Genomic DNA, 19462 nt, shown 5'->3' with positions numbered 1-19462 from the left:
ATGAAGTCCGCCACGATATATCGGTCGCCACTGAGCGAACTATTTCTACCGGCGAACACGCGACCCTCCCCTCGCCAGCACATACAGCAGCCAACGCGCGCAGCATCCAGTACACACAGCGCGTACGGCATCCAGCGCATATGGCATCTAGCGGGCACAGCAAAGCCCCGCCTCCCCACGCTTCAACAGCGCAGGAGGCGGGGCTCGCTACCGAACTAAACCCTATCGGGTCAGCTTGCGGTGCACCACGCGGTGCGGCTTGGCGGCCTCGGGGCCGAGGCGCTCAATCTTGTTCTTCTCGTAGGACTCGAAGTTACCCTCGAACCAGTACCACTGATCCGGGTTCTCGTCGGTGCCCTCCCACGCCAGGATATGGGTTGCCACGCGGTCCAGGAACCAACGGTCGTGAGAGACGACCACGGCGCAGCCGGGGAATTCCAGCAGCGCATTTTCCAGGGATGCGAGGGTCTCAACGTCCAGGTCGTTAGTGGGCTCATCGAGCAGCAGCAGGTTACCACCCTGCTTGAGGGTCAGCGCCAGGTTCAGGCGGTTGCGCTCACCACCGGAGAGCACACCCGCCTTCTTCTGCTGGTCCGGGCCCTTGAAGCCGAACGCGGAAACGTACGCACGCGAAGGCATTTCAACGTTGCCGACCTGGATGTAGTCCAGACCGTCAGAGACGACCTCCCAGAGGCTCTTCTCCGGGTCGATGTTCGCGCGGTTCTGGTCAACGTACGAGATCTTCACGGTCTCGCCGACCTTCAGCTCGCCGCCGTCGAGGGGCTCCAGGCCAACGATGGTCTTGAACAGGGTGGACTTACCCACACCGTTCGGACCAATCACACCCACAATGCCGTTACGGGGCAGGGAGAAGGACAGACCGTTAATCAGGGAACGGCCGTCGAAGCCCTTCTGCAGGTTCTCAGCCTCAATAACGACGTTACCCAGGCGGGGTCCCGGAGGAATCTGAATCTCTTCGAAGTCAAGCTTGCGGGTCTTCTCAGCCTCCGCAGCCATCTCCTCGTAGCGTGCCAGACGAGCCTTCGACTTAGCCTGGCGGCCCTTAGCGTTGGAGCGGACCCAGTCCAGTTCCTCGCTCAGGCGCTTAGCGAGCTTAGCGTCCTTCTTGCCCTGAACTTCGAGGCGGGCGCGCTTCTTCTCCAGGTAGGTGGAGTAGTTACCCTCGTAGGGGTACAGGTTACCGCGGTCAACCTCGGCGATCCATTCTGCCACGTGGTCGAGGAAGTAACGGTCGTGGGTAATCGCGATGACGGCACCCTCGTAGGACTGCAGGTGCTGCTCCAGCCAGAGCACGGACTCTGCGTCCAGGTGGTTAGTGGGCTCGTCGAGCAGCAGCAGGTCAGGCTTCTGCAGCAGCAGCTTGCACAGTGCCACGCGGCGGCGCTCACCACCGGAGAGGTGGGTAACGGGCATGTCAGCGGGCGGGCAGCGCAGCGCCTCCATAGCCTGCTCCAGCTGGGAGTCCAGGTCCCATGCGTTAGCGGCGTCGATAGCCTCCTGCAGCTGACCCATTTCCTCCATGAGGGCGTCGAAGTCAGCGTCAGGCTCAGCCATGAGTGCGGAGATTTCGTTGAAGCGATCCAGCTTGGACTTGATTTCGCCCACGCCCTCTTCAACGTTGCCCAGAACGGTCTTCTCTTCGTTCAGCGGCGGCTCCTGCATGAGGATACCCACGGTGTAACCGGGGGTCAGGCGTGCCTCACCGTTGGACGGCTGGTCGAGGCCAGCCATAATCTTCAGGATGGTCGACTTACCCGCACCATTCGGACCAACCATACCGATCTTGGCGCCGGGGAAGAACGACATCGTCACGTCGTTAAGGATGACCTTGTCGCCCACAGTCTTGCGGGCCTTGATCATCTGATAAATAAATTCAGCCATAGTTACCTATTTTAGCGTGATTCTGCGGCGCGCTGACGACTTAGTCAAATATTCCCCACCTTCAGCCTGCACGATTTTTAGTCACCTTCAGCCTGCGCGCGTTTACGTTCATAGGAGCGGGCGGCGCGGATACGGTCACCACAACGCACGCTGCACCATCTACGTCGCGCATGGGTTCGCAACATGATGCGGTCGCAGTCGGGTGCTTCGCATTCAGAGAGTTTATCTGCTTCTTCGCCGGTCAGTAATGTGATGGCATCATAAGCGATGCGAGCGATGGCGCAATCCACCTCTTGGGTGAGGGGGTCTTCAACTCGCCGCGTGTACCGCCGGTTTTCTGCATCCCACGCTAGAGCGTTCATGGTGAGCGCTTCATGTGCCGTCTTGTTAACGGCATGAAGCGCACCCGGGTAGGGAGGGCGCTGATATAGGTACGCGTCAAACAGTTCTTTGATGACGTATCGAAAGCTGATGAATCTGCTGGCGCAATAGGCTTGTAGCTCATACGAGTTATTCACGATGTGGTGTTCGTGCGCCCATTCAGTGGCTGTTTCTGGGGTTCTGAGCAAATCGCATTGTTCGCCACCGGGTGTTATATAGAGCGTATTTGCTAACGCTATGCAGGGGTGTTCTTGGCTTCCGGGTGCAGCAGGAAGGTGGGCGGTTCGGTGAGATTTTTCCATACTTCTCATGGTATCACTTGTATTTTTCCGTGAATATACCTATTGTTAATCACGGCAAAAACATAATTTATCCATGAGAGGAACACTTTTATGCCTACGATTAACGTCATCACCGGCCCCACCGTCCTGATTGAATACGCGGGTTTGCGCTTCCTGACCGACCCCACCTTTGATGCCCCTCAGGACTACGACATGGGCATTACCGTTCTCAAGAAGACTGCCGGTGCCCCCATCACCCCCGAATCGGTTCTCCCCATCGACGCAGTCCTGCTCTCGCACGACACCCACCCCGACAACCTCGACACTAGCGGCCGCGCCCTCCTCCCCAAGGTCGGCCACGTCATCACTACCGAAGACGGCGAAAAGAACCTTCAGGCAGAAGGCCTCACCAATGTCACCGGCCTGGCTCCCTGGGATACCTTCATCGTGGCAAAGGATTCTGCTGAAGTTACCGTCACCGCAATGCCTGCACTCCACGGCCCGAACATCCCCGAAATTCAGGAGGTAACCGGCCCCGTTATTGGTTTCCTCCTGCAGGCCGCAGGAGAACCGACCGTATATATTTCTGGCGACAACTCCGAACTTCACGTTGTAGAGGAAATTGCTCAGCGCATTGCGCCTGTTGATGACGCTATCCTTTTTGCGGGTGCAGCACGCCCCCTCGGACCCGAGCTCAGCGTAACCATGACCGCCGAAAACACCGCAAAAGCGGCAAAGCTTCTGGGCGCCCAGCGGGTGTACATTGCCCACACCGACTCTTGGGGCCACCTGGGTGAAGACTTGCAGGATACGATTCAGGCCTTTACCCGCGAGGGAATTGACTACAAGCTCATGAATAAGTAGAGCGCTAAAAATTTCTGGGGTGTATGCGAACCATTGCATACGCCCCAGTTGTTGTATCAACACCTTAGACGTCAGCGCCATAGAGTCCATCAACAGAACCCATCAATGACCAGATAAACTCGAAGCTATGAGTACAAACCCCTCCCCCAAACTTCTGGCCCCCGAGGACCTCGAACGCACCGTTGACCGCCTCGCGCTCGCCATGCCGCTGGCGACGCGCGATCAGCCGTTCGGGCCCGAGCACACGGTGTACCGAGTGGGCGGCAAGATCTTCGCCATGTACACGGAGGGCATCGGCTACCCCATCGTGAACCTCAAAACCGACCCGGAAGAATCCGAGGTGTTGCAGCGCATCTACCCGAGCATCATTCCGGCATGGCATATGAATAAGCGGCACTGGATTTCTGTGAGTGCCGGCGAGGGCGTCACCGAGCGGGTGCTAGAGGAGTTGGTCGAGGATGCGTACCTACGCGTCATGTACTCGCTACCCAAGGCGAAGCGACCCATCGAGTTCCGCGAGCGCCCGGTACCCGAAAAGCACTAGGGTCTGAAGGAATCTTTTAAACAGCGGAGCGGGCGAGCACCGGTCCGGACCACCGGCTTGCTCACCCGCTTTGCAAAGCACATTCCTATCCGCGATTGGGAGGGTCATCAACCACGATGAACGCTCGAACCACCAAGCTCCCATCCCATATATTGCGGGGTTCCGTACCATGCACCACTTGTGTGAATACGTGATAGTTGAGTCGGCGCCCTTGCCAGATCTTCCTATGCAGAGGAGGCGCTCACATGGGTGCACTGAATATTTCCCTTGAGTGACTCAGCTACGTCATGCGATGTAGCTGAGAGGGGATCGCTGTCTTCGCCCGAACTACCGGCACGGACGAATGTGTGCTCTCGAGAATAATAATAGCCTTTTTGCATCACGGTGTCACTTTCGGGTTGAGGTATTCCACCTGTTCCTATTGAGCGTATTTCAGGTGTTTTATAGCACCGAACCCACATATCCAATCACAGCGAATACCTGCGGATTTTAAGCCCCGAAAAATCAAGGAGGGGCCGCCCTAAACCCTCCTTATATCGCCTCCACATGGGCTAATACCCACTTAAAGCAATATATAGAAAAGTTAGTGCGACCCCTCACTATATGAGATAAAAATGAGATAAACCCCTACTCAGAGCGATTACCGACGGGATTTATCTATTACTTCCCCAGAGTGACCGGTTACTCGCCGAACTCCACCTTCTCGAAGCTCATGGTGCCATCAGCGTGAGAAACAACAGTATTCGGGTCACGTTCACGACGAGCCGCCGCGTACGCATCATGGCTTGCTTCATCAACCCAGCGGGTCACCACGAAATAGTCGCCACCCTCATCCAGGGGGCGCCACAGTTCAAACCCCTCAAAGCCTGGGAAAGAGTCAGCGATGTGGCGGGCAGCGGCAAAGCGCTTCTCCAGCTCAGCACGATTGTCGCCAACGACAGCCAAACGGTGAACCTTAACAACGGACATGTGTCCTCCTTCTGTTGAGTACATGCTTTCAACGATGAAAGCGGGTTATAACCTCGCACCAGCTATAGGTGAGCTATATTCTTAGCGAGGTTAACCTCAGAATAACGGTTCGCGGGTACAAAAAATAGGGGTTAGCGCCAACTAACAGTTATATGACGCTAACCCCCATTCAAAGAATCACGAGGCACCCGCAGGCACCCGTTCGAAGCTTAGGAATCCGGCTGGGCCTGCACGGTATCAGGCTGTGCCGCCTGAGCCGCGCTATCAGCCTGCGGTGCGGGGTTCTTCTTCGCCTTCTTCTGAGCCACCTTCGCCGGGTTCGCAAAATACACCCCGCGCTCAGCCAAGAAGCGGCGATCCTTCTTATCCCACTGCTCCACCGGGTACGCCTCCAACAGGTCCGGGCGACGCTCCAGGGTGCGCTCAATCTGACGGTCACGACGCCAACGCGCAATCGCACCGTGATTACCCGACAGCAGCACCTCCGGCACCTCACGCTCACGCCACATCGCGGGCTTCGTGTACACCGGATACTCCAGCAGACCACCCGTATGCGACTCCTCCTCCAGGGAGGCGGGGTTACCCATCGCGCCCGGAATCAGGCGGGTGATAGCCTCAATCATCGCCATGACCGCAACCTCACCACCGTAAAGCACATAATCGCCGAGGGACACGGGCATCACGCGGAAGCTCTCCTGCGCCCAGTCCAGCACACGCTCATCAATGCCCTCGTAGCGCGCCGGAGCGAAGACAATATGCTTCTCCTCCGCCAGCTCATACGCCATCGCCTGATCGAAAACGGCACCCGCCGGGGACGGGACAATCAGCAGCGGGCGGGTATCAGCGGCGGGTTCGGCGAGCCTAGTGCCCTCAGACTTAGCATCCTCAGAAGCATCTTCGGTAACGTTCAGCGGGGAGGCGGCAAGCACCTCATCCAGCGCCAAACCCCACGGCTCCGCCTTCATCACCATGCCCGCGCCACCGCCATACGGGGTGTCATCCACCGTACGGTGACGGTCAAAGGTGTACTCACGCAGATCGTGCAGGTGCAGATCCACCAGACCCTTCTCGCGTGCCTTACCCAGCAGGGACAGCTTCAGCGGCTCCAGGTACTCGGGGAAAATCGTGACCACATCGTAGCGCACGGACTACTCCCCCGCCTGCTCGGTCGCCTGCGCAGAATCCTGCTCAGCGTCCTCGACCAGGTCAATCAAACCCGCCGGAGGGGTCAGCAGCACAAAGCCGGGCTCATCCTCGGTCGAGGGAACCACCTCGGGCACAATCTCCTCAACAAACGGAATCATGATCTCTTCACCCGCACCGGATGCAAGGCGCGGCGAACGAGCCAGCTTAATCAGCAGCAAATCCTGAACCGGCATGGTCTGCAGACCGGTCACCTTGCCCAGCGGCTTGCCAACAGCCGGGTTATCCACGGGGCTCTCACCCTCGGGCACGTCAGCGAGCAGGTACACGGGCAGGTTCACGAGCTCCTGCTCGTAGAAGCCCTCTTCATCGCCCTCATCCTCGGGCACCTCGTAGACCAGGCGGCTACCGCGCAGCTCCTCAGCCTGGTTGCGGGTGGTCACCTCATCAAAACGGACCACCAGAATCTTCTTGTTCCAGCGGGCACCGGCAACCGTCAGCTCACCGGTAGGCGCCACCGAAGCGGCAGCAGAGCCGGGCTTAAAATTCTCGATACCGAGCACCTCACCGCGGGCAAAACGCTCCTGCGGGGCATCAGTAAAGAGCTGAACCGTCACCTCACCACGAATACCGTGAGGCTTACCGATACGAGCCACCACAACCTGCATAATTTTCCTCCGCTGGATACAAGCTAAAAACCTACGCCGTGCACGTGCACGGCTCCCACTATTCTACCGGGCACTTAGGACGGGCGCATTCTGCCGCCCGCACTACCACCGGGACCCGGGTACGCGAAAGCCCCCGCCTTCCGGAAAAACTCCGGGAGCGGGGGCTTCAAGCGTTTACGAGCTAGCGTCGCTTTTTGTCGGTGTCGATAATGTCGATACGCATCGGCTCGCCATCAGAAATAGCCTCCATCACCAGACGGATGCTCTTGGCGGTACGACCAGACCTGCCGATAACTCGGCCCAGGTCATCCGGATGCACGCGAACCTCAAGGGTTTCACGGTGACGCTGAGTGCGCAGGCGCACCTTCACGTCCTCCGGACGATCGACAATCCCTCGAACCAGGTGTTCGAGTGCGTCAGCCAACATAATTACTCAGCTGCTTCCTCAGCCTCAGCCTCGGGTGCTGCTTCCTCAGCAGCCTCTTCAGCCTTGGGGGTGATAGCCTCGGGCAGGATCACGGAACTCTTTTCGGGAACAACGAACTCAGCCTTAGCCTCGACGGGCAGAACCTTGGACTCTGCCTTCTCGCCCTTGAATGCAGCCCAGTCGCCCGAGAGCTTCAGCAGAGCCAGAACCTGCTCGGTCGGCTGTGCGCCGACGGAGAGCCAGTACTGAGCACGCTCAGAGTTGATCTCGATACGCGAGGGGTGCTCGGTCGGGTGGTAAATACCAATCTCTTCGATGGTCTTACCGTCGCGCTTGACGCGCGAATCAGCAATCACGACGCGGTAACGAGGATCGCGGATCTTACCCATACGCTTGAGACGAATCTTAACAGCCACTTTAGTGGTTACTCCTGTTTCATAATTTGGTGCGAGGCACGCGGTTCAGCACCCGTGGGGCGGGCCATTCACGGCGCCTCTATGGACACAACGGCGCGCGAAGAGAGGGGTCGCGCGTCGCCGGGTACTCAGCTAGGGTATCAGAGCCCGAGATTTTAAGCTAGCGACACGGAAAAATAATTGCCGCAGGCACCGAACATCACTTTTAAACAGCGTTCTGTTCCCGTGATGTGCCCGGCTGTGCCCGGTCACTCGGCTGTTACTCGGCTCAAATAGCTGCCCCGGCGCCCTCACCGATGAGCTCTAGTCGAGGTTGCTAGGAATTGATGTGGCTAGGAGTCGAGGTTGCTCATCTCCAGAGTCTCCCCCGTCTCCAGGGCGCGGTAGCACTCACGCAGACGCTCCACCATCGACGGGCGCACATAACCCTCCAGGTTCTCCGGAGCCACCCACTCGTAGGTCACCAGCTCGGCATCCTGCAGGGTAATCTTCGTATCCGCCGCAATCACGCCGCCGTCGTACATGTAGTAGGTCGAATCACCCCACACACCCAGCGACAGGCCGTGGAAAATCAGCAGCACGCGACCCAGCTTCAGGTCCAGGCCCAGCTCCTCCACAATCTCACGCTCGCAACCGGGCTTGGGGGCCTCGCCCGCCTCCACGGTACCGCCGGGAAGAATCCAGCCGTCCTTATAGTTCGGCTTCACCAGCAGCATCTCGCCGCGCTCATTACGAATCAGCGCGCCCGCCGCCAAACGGCGCGTAGGCAGGGTGGCGATAAAAGCCTTCAGCTCTTCATCGCTCAGATAGGAATCCTTCATGGCTTCTTTCCTTTAGCGGTCGGTTTTCTTCGCAGCGCGCTGCCTGATGCTACGCACTATACCCAGGGCACGCTCACGCAGTCCAGAGGGTGCCTGCTCCATGGACGGGGCGGCATCCTCCACCGTGCGGTAGTTGCCCTCACGTAGGTCATCAATGAGAGTGCGCTTGGTCGAGGGCTGCTCACCGGTGGTATCCCCCGGATGCACCAGCTCAGCATCCGCAACCGGGCGGGCATGCTTCTTCAACTGGGTCTGCTCGAAAGAACGCAGAACCGTCGGAATCAGAGCCGACTCGACCGTAGCGTTCAGCGCAAAGAGCGCGGCAGCCACCGAGAACTTACGGCTCGCCTTACCCTGCGCGCGGCGGCGGCGCGCCACATTCGCCAAGGTCAGGGCAATAGCGCTCTGAGCCGTCACATCCGTGCCCAGGACAAGACCCACACGGCGGGTCTTCGCACGAATCTGCTCCGGGGTCAGGCGCTTGCGGCGCGAACGAGGCGCGGGGCCCTGAGTGGATGAACTCTGCGGTGCGGGGCCCTGGGATGCCGGTGCCTGATGCTCGGTATTCTGCGATGCGTTCGGCGCAGGTTCGTCGCCCGCCGCGGCATCAGATTGTGCACCCTCAGCCGAGGTCGCCTCAGCCTGCGATGCGGAAGACTGGCTGGAGTACGGTGCGAGGGCAGCCCTCAAATGGGCAAGAACAGCTTCTTCTTCCTCCGGGGTGAAATTCCTGCCCCCCGTAGGCTGCGCATCGTCCTTCTCGAAATCGCGGTCCTGCTCATAGGGACCCTCGAAGTCATCAAACGCCTCGGCGTCCAGGAAGTCTTCTTCCTCATCAAGAGCGTCTTCCGGGAAAGACATATGAGTGTACTCGAAGGGAATATGGCCTTCGCTGATGGCGTCCATCCACTCGGCGAGGGTCACGCGGCGGCCGGTCGCAACCAGTCGGTAGCTACGCTCCATGGGCGAGGGGAAGTTACCCGGGTAGGGCTCGACTTCCTCATCTTCCCCAGAGAAAGTACCTTCAGGCACATCAGCAGTTTCAGCCTCAGCAGGTTCAGCCGCAGGCTGCGCGAAACCCTCATCCTCGTTGCCGAAGATGCGCGCCGTGCTAATCGACGCCACATCAAAACCGGTGGTCGGCACCAGCGCCAGCTCCGTGGGAACATCCAGCAGCTGCAGCACCGACTCCAACGCCAGGGTATTGCTCGTATCGCGCAGGTACGCATTCAGACGGCGACCGGCAATGGAGTCAGCCTCCACACCAAACATCGCCATGACATTAGCGATGCCCTGCTCGATTTCCTCCTCATCGGAACCGAAAATCTTCGAACCCGACAGCTCCGGGGCGCTACCGGGAAGCTCCGACAGCAGGTCCTCCAACACGCCACCAAAACGTGCGACCTCCTCACGGCTGAGGGCACGGTTCAGGCGCTTAGGCACACGCTGCCAGGTGAACTCCTCCACGATATTCTCGTAGGGTTCGCCGAACGCCTCCAGGTACCACTCCTCATCCGAGTAGGGTTCACGGGCGGGCTCCTCATAGACCACCAGGTGCTGCTGGTTCGCGTTACCCTCAGCAATCAGGGCGTTGCAGTTCAGCAGGCCCAGCAGCGCCATCAGGTCCACCGTGTCAGCAGAAATGAGGGTCCACTCCCCCGCCGGCGCGGCAACAACCTGCCGAGTACCGGCAGGAAGGTACGCCAAAAGAAGCCCGGTAATCATGTCAATGGGCAGGTCAACGAGCATGGCGGCGTCACCGTCCACCAGGAACTCCAGCTCACCCTGCCCATTGGGCAGCTCCTCCCACACGGTCGCCTCACCCTCAAGGGCGGCACCGGTAACCGGCAGCTGATCCACCAGCTGCGCCACGTAATCCTCAACGGGGGTACCCACGTGCAGGTGGCCGTCAGCGACCTCCAGCACGTTCATGTAGCCCTCATCATCCACAGCGCATAGCACGTAGAGCTGCACCTGATGCTCACCCATCTCGTAAGCAATCAGCTCCGGGGAGGCGGCGGTCGCCTCAATGAGGGCGGCAATCAGCTCCTCATCGGTGGTTGAACGAGCCATGATGCGGCGGCGCTGAATCTTCTCCTCCAGCTCCATGGTCTGCTCGATGCGCTCATTGCGATGCTTCTCGGCGGTGCGCTCCTCGTCCTGGGCGCGCAGGTACTCGGGGCTATCCGATTCGCCGGTTCCGGCAGGTGCGGGGGCGTCGTCCCACATGCCGGTGAGCTTATCGACGGTCCATTCTTCGCTCTCCAGGGCGGCGGCGAGGCGGTCAACCTTCGTGCGGTCGTTCCAGGCGCGCTGCGTATCGGGGTCTTCCGCCTTCACCTCATCGTGTATGCTGCGGGCTTCACGAATGAGGTTCAGAATGGTTGCGGCAACGTCGTCAACGGCGGGGTCGTCGCTCTCGCTGGAGTAGACGAGGTCGCCCGCCAGTTCGGCGGAGTGCTCCCCGTACTCGAGGGCGATACGCGCCCAGACGGGGGTGTACCCGGGAAGGATGCTCGATTCATTGTCGAAGCCGTCCGCATAGTCGTGTGCGATGCCGTCTTCTAGATTGCCCGAAGGGTTGTCTTCAATATCCTCTGCGGGAGCATCAGAGAAGCCCAGCGAGCTCTCCTCAACTACAGACTCTCCTGCAGATTCTCCAGCAGAGTCACCGGCAGGGTCCTCTACAGCATCATCAGCGAAGGCGCGCTGAGACCACGGCGTGACCTGCTCATTCAGCTGATCATCCGCGTTCTCTCGATCCCAATTCTGCTCGTTCTGAGCCATTGATACCTTCCCTTCACACCCATTCATGCACCCAAACCGGGCACCATACCGGTACGGGTGCGCCCCGTCACCACGTGCGCACCCGTACCACCCCTCACGGGGCTCATATTTGCTCTTACTGCAGGAACTTCTCGAAGCCCTTCGGCAGGTTCATGCTGGACAGATCCATCTCCTGGTTCTGACCCTGCTGACCGAACGCAGCACCGGCGCGAGCCTGCTGCGCCTTAGCTGCTGCCGCCTCCTGCGCCGCACGCTTCTGCGGGTTGCCGGAACGAGCCTTCTTCTTCTTGTTGTTCTTCGCGTTCTTACGAGCGCCACCGGCCGCAGCCGCCATACCGGGCATCTGCATACCACCGGGCATGCCGGGCATCTTGCCCGAAGCAAGCTTCTTCATCATCTTCTGAGCCTGAGCGAAACGCTCCATCAGCTGGTTCACCTCAGACACGGTCACACCCGCACCCTTAGCGATACGGGCACGGCGAGAACCGTTAATGATGCGCGGAGCCACACGCTCGTGCGGGGTCATGGAGCGAACAATCGCCTCCACGCGGTCAATCTCACGCTCATCGAAAGCCTCAAGCTGCTGACGCATCTGAGCCGCACCGGGCATCATCATGAGCAGCTTCTTCATGGAACCAAGCTTACGAATCTGCTGCATCTGAGCCAGGAAGTCCTCAAAAGTGAAGTCTTCCTGATCGATGAACTTCTTCGCCATGCGGTCGGCTTCAGCCTTATCCCACTGAGCTTCAGCCTGCTCAATCAGAGTCAGGATGTCACCCATATCCAGGATGCGGCTTGCCATACGGTCCGGGTGGAACTGCTCAAAGTCAGTGACGTTCTCACCGGTGGACGCGAACATAATCGGCTTGCCGGTCACCGAAGCCACCGACAGCGCCGCACCACCGCGAGCGTCACCATCAAGCTTAGACAGGACCACACCGGTGAAGTCCACACCCTCGTTGAAGGCGTTAGCGGTGTTCACGGCGTCCTGACCGATCATCGCATCGATAACGAACAGAACCTCGTGCGGCTCAATAGCGTCACGAATGTTACGTGCCTGCTGCATGAGCTCAGCGTCAACACCCAGACGACCCGCAGTATCGACAATCACCACGTCGTGCAGCTTAGCGCGAGCCTCAGCCACACCGTCACGTGCCACCTGCACGGGATCACCGGTGGGCACGTCAAACTCGCTGGTCACACCGGGGTGCGGCGCGTACACGGGCACACCCGCACGCTCACCAACAACCTTCAGCTGGGTCACCGCATTGGGGCGCTGCAGGTCGGATGCAATCAGCATCGGGGTGTGGCCCTGGCCCTTCAGCCAGTGAGCCAGCTTGCCCGCCAGGGTGGTCTTACCGGCACCCTGCAGACCCGCCAGCATGATGATGGTCGGGCCGCTCTTCGCCATGTTGATGCGGCGGGTCGAACCGCCGAGGATGCTCACCAGCTCCTCGTTCACGATCTTGACGATCTGCTGGGAGGGGTTCAGTGCCTCGGAAACTTCCGCACCGAGAGCACGTTCCTTCACGTGGGCGGTAAATTCGCGGACCACGGGGACGGCGACGTCAGCGTCGAGCAGGGCGCGGCGGATTTCGCGGACGGTTGCATCAATGTCTGCCTCGGAGAGGCGGCCCTTGCCGCGCAGGTTTTTAAAAGTTGCCGTCAAGCGGTCGGAGAGAGAATTGAACACGAGCCGTGATCACTTTCTTAACGTTGAGGTGGCCCCCAGCCGCGAAGGCGAACGGGGATGGTTAGTCAGTCTTTAAGGATACAGGATGCGCGCTTTCTCCCCCGCCTCCACCTGTGGATAAGTGGCGCCGGTTCACCCTGAGCTCAGGATTTACGCTCAACATCCCCTCCCGCACCCCTCAGCAAATGCGCGGCAGGTACCAGACTTACCCCCTCATAGAGGCGCAACAGAAACCCTCAGTAGATGTTCCGCGCCCCGCCTCGGCGCCCCCAACACGTCTGATAGATTAGATTTTCTAGACAGCCTGGGTTAGAATTCTAAATGTGTTACGCACAAATGCGTGATATGCCCGAGTGGCGGAATTGGCAGACGCGCCTGACTCAAAATCAGGTTCTTCGGAGTGTGGGTTCGAGTCCCACCTCGGGCACCAGCCCAAAAGCGGCGGGAAAGCTTCAAGCTTTCCCGCCGCTTTTCTGTATCCGCTTCTGTACCCCTTGTACCCCACCCGCGCATCAGATGGGACAACTACACCAACACACAAAACCGCCGCCCGGCCGTGAGAATTCACGACCGGGCGGCGGTTCTATATACCTAGCGTACAGGCTGAGGATTACCCTCAGCTACGCATCGAAAAAGATTGGTGAGCAGCTTAGCGCTTGACCTCGTTCTCCTCGTAAGGACGCAGAGTCTCACGCTCGCCCTCAGCACCGTAGACGCGGTGTACCTGAACCATGTTGGTGGTACCTGCGCGGCCTGCGGGAGCGCCGGCAGCAACGACGACCAGGTCGCCAGCTTCTGCCAGACCGTTCTTCAGCAGGTACTCGTCCACGAACTGGAACAGACCTTCCTGATCGGTGATCATCTCAACCTGCTCAGCGTCAACACCCCACAGCATGGACAGGAAGGAGCGAACCTTCGGGCTGGTGGTGAACGCGACAATCGGGGTCTCGGGGCGCAGACGTGCCAGACGACGTGCGGAGTCACCGGACTGGGTGAAAGTAACGATGAGCTTTGCGTCCAGCTGGTCAGCGATGTTCACTGCTGCGCGGGTAATTGCACCACCGCGGGTGCGGGGCTTGCGGTCCAGCTCGGGCACGCGGTACAGGCCGCCCTTTTCGGTGTCCTTGACGATCTCGGCCATAGCCTGCAGGGTCAGGATCGGGTACTTACCGACAGAGGTCTCACCGGAGAGCATTACTGCGTCTGCACCGTCGAGGATTGCGTTAGCGCAGTCAGAAACCTCTGCACGGGTGGGGACGGGGTTGTCGGTCATGGACTCGAGCACCTGGGTTGCCACGATGACGGGCTTTGCCCAGCGGCGTGCCATGTCGATTGCCTTCTTCTGGACGAGGGGAACCTCGGAGAAGGGTAGCTCAACACCGAGGTCACCACGAGCGACCATGATGCCGTCGAACTTGTCGATGATGTCCTGCAGGTTCTCAACTGCCTGGGGCTTCTCGATCTTGGCGATGACGGGTACGCGGATACCCTCTTCTTCCATGATCTTGTGGACGGGGTCAACGTCTGCACCGGTACGGACGAAGGAGAGTGCAATGATGTCTGCACCCATCTTCAGTGCGAAGCGCAGGTCGTTTGCATCCTTCTCGGTCAGCGCGGGCAGGGAGACTGCTGCGCCGGGCAGGTTGATGCCCTTGTTGTTGGAGATGGGACCACCAACGACCACGCGGGTGCGAACGCGGGTGGGAGTTACCTCAATAGCTTCGAGGCGAATCTTGCCATCGTCGAGCAGGAGCTTGTCGCCGAGCTTTACGTCGCCGGGCAGGCCCTTGTAGGTGGTGCCACAGATTTCTGCGGTACCTTCAATGTCTTCGGAGGTGATGGTGAAGTCTGCGCCGGGCTCAAGGTATTCCTTGCCGTTTGCGAAACGCTCGAGGCGAATCTTGGGGCCCTGCAGGTCGGCGAGGATAGCAACGTCCTTACCGAGCTTTGCAGACTGGTCACGGATGGTGTCGTAGCGTGCCTGGTGCTCGGCGTGGTCACCGTGGCTCATGTTCAGACGGGCGACGTTCAGGCCAGCCTTGATTGCCTCGAAGATCTTCTCGGGAGATTCGATTGCCGGACCGATGGTTGCAACGATTTTTGCGCGCCTCATGTACCTAACCTTTGTGTGTTGTTTTGTGTGACCCCTGAGGGATCACACTGATTTTCCGGGGAAGACTAACGTCAAATTCCCAATTATTCCCACGCGTTCTAACAGGTAACCACATGCCGGATGCGTGGGACTCTTTCTCAATTATAGGGGTTTTGCGCCCTCTTGGGTATGTTTCTCCCAACTCTTTCCACCGAAGAAATTGTGTTTCACGTCGCATTTTGAATGTTACCCCCCTCCATCGAACACACCACAGAAAGCCGGTTTTCACCCCCACCACCTCCGCCTCTCCCAGAAAGTAAATTAGGGTACTTTTTACCCATAGATAGCCAGCACTGCACAATATTTAGTCGCACTCGAGAACGTTCGAGCATATTTCAAAAACATAGAGACACTCAGAGTGGGCTATGAGAAGATAGATAGGGCATCCAAAAGCTGGGCGATTTCACATTTTCGCGCGCCTAGCCTATATTGGAACCCATAATTAGTATTTGAAATGCGAAATATATCTGGAAGGTTCACAGATGACTACTCGCGTGCTGATTATCTTCGGCTCCACCTACGGCTACACCGAACAGTACGCCACCTGGCTGGCAGAAGATCTGCGTGCACTCCCGCAGGCCCCCGAGGTTGAGACTGTCCCCGCCTCCAAGGTCACCCCCGAGCAGGCTGAGGCATTCGACGCTTTCGTCATTGCCGGCAGCGACTACGGTGGATTCCTCAACGGTGCACCGGCACTTCGCAAGAAGATCCTGCCGATTATTGCGCCCAAGAAGAACCGCACCGCGTTCTTCACCGTCTCCTTCACCGGTGAATACTCCAAGAAGCTGCTGGACAAGGCTGTCGCCAAGAGCTACACCCCCGAACTGACCGAAGGTCGCCCCGTCTACCACCTGCGTGGCGGCATCGACTTCGACAAGATTTCGCTGGCTCACAAGACTGCCCTGAAGGGCCCGGTGCGCGCATGGCTCATGGCGAACCCGCACCCGAACGAGGGTATTCAGCAGATGCTCGAATGCTACAAGACCGGTAAGGCTGAGTATATCGATCGCGAGACCCTCAAGCCGCTGGTCGAGGACATCGCCAAGTTCCTCTAAGTCCTTCGGGAAACACAAGCTTTCACCTCTTCCCACCCGTCTCTTTCAGCCGGACATCAGAACCTGAAAGAGCGGGCGGGAAGAGCCGAGATAAACGTGCCAACAGGCACCATATACGTGGTCGATGACTCTTCATCTCTCCTGCATCGACCATGCAACTCCGGGTGCCGGTGCGAGGCCGCGCCAAATACAGTACCCGGAACATGAGGGGTGGGTCTTTGTGTGTGCGGCCCACCCCTTTCCTTATGTCCGCAAGCCAAAGCCCCGGCAGCGTAGCCTCCGACAGAGCAGTCCACAGAGTGAAATTCACAATGCCCCGGCGTGTCGCGCACCTAAAATTTTTTGCAAAAAATTGAGCCCATAAATGCACCGACAAGCCGCAAAACCAAACAGGTCCCCCAAAGACCCCAAATTACTGTGCACTCCATGAAAATTATGCCGCCAGGATGACACCCCAAAGCATTGCGCACAGCGGTGCAGGTACCGTAGGCTGATAGCTGTGTCAGCCGCTTGACATACCCGGCAACCGACACACACATCACTTCAACTACCCCACATATTCACTCGTGCCAGAAGCCCCACACAGGGCCGCATCGACACATCCACCTCTCAAACACAGGCAAAAATCAATAAAGAAACTCCAGACTGCCGCGCGCTCCGCGGCAGCCCGCTCCATCATGGCGTCCGCAGTCACCCTGGTCGCCGCGTCCCTCACCTCCGTTCCCGCTGCATTTGCCGCTCCCACCGCGAGCGCAGCCGCAGAGGCCAACCCCAACGCATCCTACGAGGAGCTCAGCTACGCTCCCGCTCCGGATGCGTCCCTGGTCGAACGTTCCAACCCCGCCATGGGTGCGGGCGAGCGCGAACGACTGGGCACCGCGAACGCACGAACCGGTGCCACCTCCCCCGCTTCTACCGCAACTCTGAGCGGTATTTCCGCAACCCAAAGCTCGGCACAGGGTCTGGCGGCTGGTCAGGGTCTGGCATCCGGTCAAGCACTGGCACAGGGCCGCTCCTCCTGGTCTCCCTCCGGCGGCACCCTCGGTATGGATGTCTCCTCGCACCAGCAGAACGTTGACTGGGTGAGTGCCTACGCCGCAGGTTCCCGCTTCGCCTACGTGAAGGCAACCGAGGGCACCTACTACACCAACCCCTACTTCGCTCAGCAGTACAACGGCTCGGCGCAGGTCGGCATGGTACGCGGCGCCTACCACTTCGCGAACCCCAGCACTTCTTCTGGCGCCGATCAGGCACGATACTTCGTGCAGAATGGTGGCGCGTGGACTGCTGACGGCCAGACCCTGCCGGGTCTGCTGGATATTGAATTCAACCCCTACCTCGAGTACGGCAACACCTGCTTCAATATGACCCCGGCGCAGCTGACCGCCTGGACCCGCAACTTCGTGGACACCTACCGTTCACTGACCGGTCGCGCCCCGATGGTGTACACCGCAACCTCCTGGTGGTCGCACTGCGTGGGTTCGCCGCAGTTCGGCACTCTGCCGCTGCACCTGGCAAGCTACTCGACCGTGGTCGGTGCAATTCCGGCGGGTTGGAGCGGCTACGACATTTGGCAGTTCACCGACTCCGGCCCGTTCGTGGGTGACTCGAATTTCTTCCCCGGCACCGTGAACGATCTGAAGGTTCTGGCAAAGAATCCCAACGCAGTGCACCGCAACTGGGCGAACGGTCAGGACCGCGTAGTTGAGGAGCGTGCGTTAGAAGACCGCGCCGCTCAGGATCCTAACCTGGTGACCACCGCGACCGGCTCCATTGATATTCGCACCGGCATTGGCAACTTCTGGAATAAGAACCGCGCCTTCTACGGCAACCCGATTGGCACCGAGTACTCCCTGGGGCAACGGCGTGTACGCCCAGAAGTTCACCAACAACAAGACCATCTACTGGACGAACTCGCACGGTTCGCGCTGGCTGGTCACCAACGGTGCCCTGGATCAGAAGTTCCGCTCGGATGTGGCTCGTTTCCGCGGCCTTGCCACCAATGAGGAGTCCCGCTCCGACACTATGGCGGTGTCCTTCGCTAACGGTGAGGGTGCCTACTGATCTGCCGCTACCGGCACCCACATTATCAACGAGCGCGGCGCATTCTACGCAGCCTGGCGCAAGGCGGGTATGAAGGGCGCTCCCACAACCGATGAGCAGAACCTGGGTAACGGCATCATCAAGCAGGAGTTCTCGGGTAGCACCACCTACGTGTGGTCCGCGCAGACCGGCGCCCACCGCCTGCACACCGGTGGCGCGTTCTACCACCGTTTCATGCAGCACCGCGGCACCTGGGGTGCTCCGGTGACCGACGAGACTAGCACCTCCATGGGTGCTCAGGTTCAGTTCGCCTCGGGCAAGGTACTGCTCTGGTCGGATGCGTACGGCGCCTATGAGACGAACGCTAACGACTCGATCTTCAAGCACTGGGCGCAGAACACCGCCCGTTACGGTGCGGCACGCGGCGACGAGTCCTATGTGAACGGCGTGTACTACATGGACTTTGAGCGCGGCACGATCCGCTGGACCGCGCAGCGTGGAATCTACTAAACAGCGCGGCAGCTACTAAACGGCGTGTAATCTAATTAACGATAAAACGCGCATATAAACGCATATAAAAACGAGGGGCACCTGGCAGAGGTGCCCCTCTTTCTTTCGCTACAGGTCGTATCTTTTGAACAACACAAAAATCAAGATGTGCTCTGTAGCGGGTGGGCTACCGAGTGAGTAGAGAACCCGGCTATGTTACCCGTGCAGGCAGGTAAATTTATGTCGAGGCGGTGCGCCGCCGCGAAGCGTTAGTGCGGAATCGTCCAAGAATTTCGGATTAGTGAGACCTCTTCCGAAGGTGTCTAGAGGGGCGCCTGACCGGAAGTAAGGACTCAACGGTGAATAACAGCACGGTACGAAGATGCTGAAATTCATCCGGGTATAACGTTCCGGGAGAAGGAATCGACATCTAGGAGGGCCTAAACCTTCACACGTTACATCCCGATACATCAAGGGTATGTGCAGGGACGTTCGAAACTATCTCTTCGGAAAATATTATGCTTCAACTATTAGTTGAATGTTTACAATGTAAGTATGCATTTTAAGGTCTATAGAGTCAAATAAGGTGGATCTATTGAACTAATTTGGTGGGAATTTTGAGATATTTCCTTGGATATTTCAAAAATAAATTCCTAGATTTATTACGTTTAGGTGTGTCACACTCACAGAGATTTTCAGATCTTTACGATAACGGCTCTCAAAAACCCGGCACTAAACATCTAGTTAGAAACGCTAGTTAAAAACACTAGGACGCACCCCCGCGTCGTATGCACAGCAGAAAGAGTACCCCTACTCCCCCCCCCCCA

16 protein-coding genes and 1 tRNA gene are annotated in these 19462 nt (G+C 58.8%); 6 read left to right on the top strand and 11 right to left on the bottom strand.

From position 1 onward, the window contains the following. Positions 1 to 222 precede the first annotated feature (222 nt). The gene (ettA, locus tag HMPREF2779_RS08140; RefSeq protein WP_070633972.1) at positions 223 to 1902 is read right to left on the bottom strand and encodes an energy-dependent translational throttle protein EttA; all 1680 of its coding nucleotides are present in this window, start codon (positions 1900 to 1902) and stop codon (positions 223 to 225) included. 77 nt (positions 1903 to 1979) lie between these two features. After that, a complete protein-coding gene (locus tag HMPREF2779_RS08135) occupies positions 1980 to 2585 on the bottom strand; it encodes a CGNR zinc finger domain-containing protein (RefSeq protein WP_105361267.1) in 606 nt (201 codons plus the stop codon). Between the two features lie 90 nt (positions 2586 to 2675). On the opposite strand from HMPREF2779_RS08135, the gene HMPREF2779_RS08130 reads away from it, so the two are divergent. Next, positions 2676 to 3428 (top strand): MBL fold metallo-hydrolase, encoded by a 753-nt coding sequence (locus HMPREF2779_RS08130; protein ID WP_105361266.1) that lies wholly within the window; start codon positions 2676 to 2678, stop codon positions 3426 to 3428. A 127-nt stretch (positions 3429 to 3555) separates the two neighbouring features. After that, positions 3556 to 3972 (top strand): MmcQ/YjbR family DNA-binding protein, encoded by a 417-nt coding sequence (locus HMPREF2779_RS08125; protein ID WP_105361265.1) that lies wholly within the window; start codon positions 3556 to 3558, stop codon positions 3970 to 3972. Positions 3973 to 4653: 681 nt separating this feature from the next. On the opposite strand, the gene HMPREF2779_RS08120 is transcribed toward HMPREF2779_RS08125, so the two are convergent. From HMPREF2779_RS08120 to ffh, 8 genes are all read right to left on the bottom strand, one after another. Further along, entirely contained in the window at positions 4654 to 4941 is a 288-nt protein-coding gene (locus HMPREF2779_RS08120) for an antibiotic biosynthesis monooxygenase family protein (protein ID WP_005508125.1), read from the bottom strand. A 209-nt stretch (positions 4942 to 5150) separates the two neighbouring features. Next, positions 5151 to 6086 carry a tRNA (guanosine(37)-N1)-methyltransferase TrmD gene (gene trmD / locus HMPREF2779_RS08115; RefSeq protein WP_105361264.1) on the bottom strand — a complete coding sequence of 312 codons (936 nt, stop codon included), beginning with the start codon at positions 6084 to 6086 and terminating at the stop codon, positions 5151 to 5153. A gap of 3 nt (positions 6087 to 6089) precedes the next feature. Further along, positions 6090 to 6752, bottom strand: coding sequence for a ribosome maturation factor RimM (rimM, locus tag HMPREF2779_RS08110; RefSeq protein WP_005505693.1), 663 nt, complete (start codon positions 6750 to 6752; stop codon positions 6090 to 6092). A gap of 181 nt (positions 6753 to 6933) precedes the next feature. Further along, positions 6934 to 7179, bottom strand: coding sequence for an RNA-binding protein (locus HMPREF2779_RS08105; RefSeq protein WP_012903360.1), 246 nt, complete (start codon positions 7177 to 7179; stop codon positions 6934 to 6936). A gap of 2 nt (positions 7180 to 7181) precedes the next feature. Continuing rightward, positions 7182 to 7595, bottom strand: a complete 414-nt coding sequence (gene rpsP, locus HMPREF2779_RS08100; RefSeq protein WP_105361263.1) for a 30S ribosomal protein S16 — start codon at positions 7593 to 7595, stop codon at positions 7182 to 7184. Positions 7596 to 7927: 332 nt separating this feature from the next. Further along, positions 7928 to 8416, bottom strand: a complete 489-nt coding sequence (locus HMPREF2779_RS08095) for an NUDIX domain-containing protein (protein ID WP_049345639.1) — start codon at positions 8414 to 8416, stop codon at positions 7928 to 7930. 12 nt (positions 8417 to 8428) lie between these two features. Continuing rightward, positions 8429 to 11203 (bottom strand): hypothetical protein, encoded by a 2775-nt coding sequence (locus HMPREF2779_RS08090; RefSeq protein ID WP_105361262.1) that lies wholly within the window; start codon positions 11201 to 11203, stop codon positions 8429 to 8431. Positions 11204 to 11318: 115 nt separating this feature from the next. Beyond that, entirely contained in the window at positions 11319 to 12896 is a 1578-nt protein-coding gene (gene ffh, locus HMPREF2779_RS08085; protein WP_105361261.1) for a signal recognition particle protein, read from the bottom strand. 347 nt (positions 12897 to 13243) lie between these two features. Between ffh and HMPREF2779_RS08080 the strand changes: the two genes are divergently transcribed. Next, a tRNA-Leu gene (locus HMPREF2779_RS08080) sits at positions 13244 to 13326 on the top strand. Positions 13327 to 13545: 219 nt separating this feature from the next. On the opposite strand, the gene pyk is transcribed toward HMPREF2779_RS08080, so the two are convergent. Next, positions 13546 to 15009, bottom strand: a complete 1464-nt coding sequence (gene pyk / locus HMPREF2779_RS08075) for a pyruvate kinase (protein WP_105361260.1) — start codon at positions 15007 to 15009, stop codon at positions 13546 to 13548. 521 nt (positions 15010 to 15530) lie between these two features. On the opposite strand from pyk, the gene HMPREF2779_RS08070 reads away from it, so the two are divergent. The 3 genes from HMPREF2779_RS08070 (at position 15531) to HMPREF2779_RS09260 (ending at position 18656) form a co-directional block, all read left to right on the top strand. Next, entirely contained in the window at positions 15531 to 16103 is a 573-nt protein-coding gene (locus tag HMPREF2779_RS08070) for a flavodoxin domain-containing protein (RefSeq protein WP_049327782.1), read from the top strand. 677 nt (positions 16104 to 16780) lie between these two features. After that, on the top strand, positions 16781 to 18109 hold the full coding sequence (locus HMPREF2779_RS08065) for a lysozyme (protein WP_233992325.1): 1329 nt from the start codon (positions 16781 to 16783) through the stop codon (positions 18107 to 18109). Between the two features lie 127 nt (positions 18110 to 18236). Continuing rightward, positions 18237 to 18656: an LGFP repeat-containing protein gene (locus HMPREF2779_RS09260; RefSeq protein ID WP_233992324.1), complete on the top strand. Its 420-nt coding sequence runs from the start codon at positions 18237 to 18239 to the stop codon at positions 18654 to 18656. Positions 18657 to 19462 lie beyond the last annotated feature (806 nt).

Source organism: Rothia sp. HMSC069C03 (assembly GCF_001811075.1).
Classification (GTDB): domain Bacteria; phylum Actinomycetota; class Actinomycetes; order Actinomycetales; family Micrococcaceae; genus Rothia; species Rothia mucilaginosa.
This window is presented reverse-complemented; position numbering and strand designations above follow the sequence as displayed.

Coding starts and splice junctions, on each gene's coding strand:
- pyk (WP_105361260.1), bottom strand. CDS start 15,009: ATGAGGCGCGCAAAAATCGTTGCAACCATCGGTCCGGCAATCGAATCT.
- HMPREF2779_RS08125 (WP_105361265.1), top strand. CDS start 3,556: ATGAGTACAAACCCCTCCCCCAAACTTCTGGCCCCCGAGGACCTCGAA.
- HMPREF2779_RS09260 (WP_233992324.1), top strand. CDS start 18,237: ATGAAGGGCGCTCCCACAACCGATGAGCAGAACCTGGGTAACGGCATC.
- ettA (WP_070633972.1), bottom strand. CDS start 1,902: ATGGCTGAATTTATTTATCAGATGATCAAGGCCCGCAAGACTGTGGGC.
- HMPREF2779_RS08105 (WP_012903360.1), bottom strand. CDS start 7,179: ATGTTGGCTGACGCACTCGAACACCTGGTTCGAGGGATTGTCGATCGT.
- HMPREF2779_RS08070 (WP_049327782.1), top strand. CDS start 15,531: ATGACTACTCGCGTGCTGATTATCTTCGGCTCCACCTACGGCTACACC.
- HMPREF2779_RS08130 (WP_105361266.1), top strand. CDS start 2,676: ATGCCTACGATTAACGTCATCACCGGCCCCACCGTCCTGATTGAATAC.
- HMPREF2779_RS08135 (WP_105361267.1), bottom strand. CDS start 2,585: ATGGAAAAATCTCACCGAACCGCCCACCTTCCTGCTGCACCCGGAAGC.
- HMPREF2779_RS08090 (WP_105361262.1), bottom strand. CDS start 11,203: ATGGCTCAGAACGAGCAGAATTGGGATCGAGAGAACGCGGATGATCAG.
- HMPREF2779_RS08120 (WP_005508125.1), bottom strand. CDS start 4,941: ATGTCCGTTGTTAAGGTTCACCGTTTGGCTGTCGTTGGCGACAATCGT.
- HMPREF2779_RS08095 (WP_049345639.1), bottom strand. CDS start 8,416: ATGAAGGATTCCTATCTGAGCGATGAAGAGCTGAAGGCTTTTATCGCC.
- HMPREF2779_RS08065 (WP_233992325.1), top strand. CDS start 16,781: ATGGCGTCCGCAGTCACCCTGGTCGCCGCGTCCCTCACCTCCGTTCCC.
- rimM (WP_005505693.1), bottom strand. CDS start 6,752: ATGCAGGTTGTGGTGGCTCGTATCGGTAAGCCTCACGGTATTCGTGGT.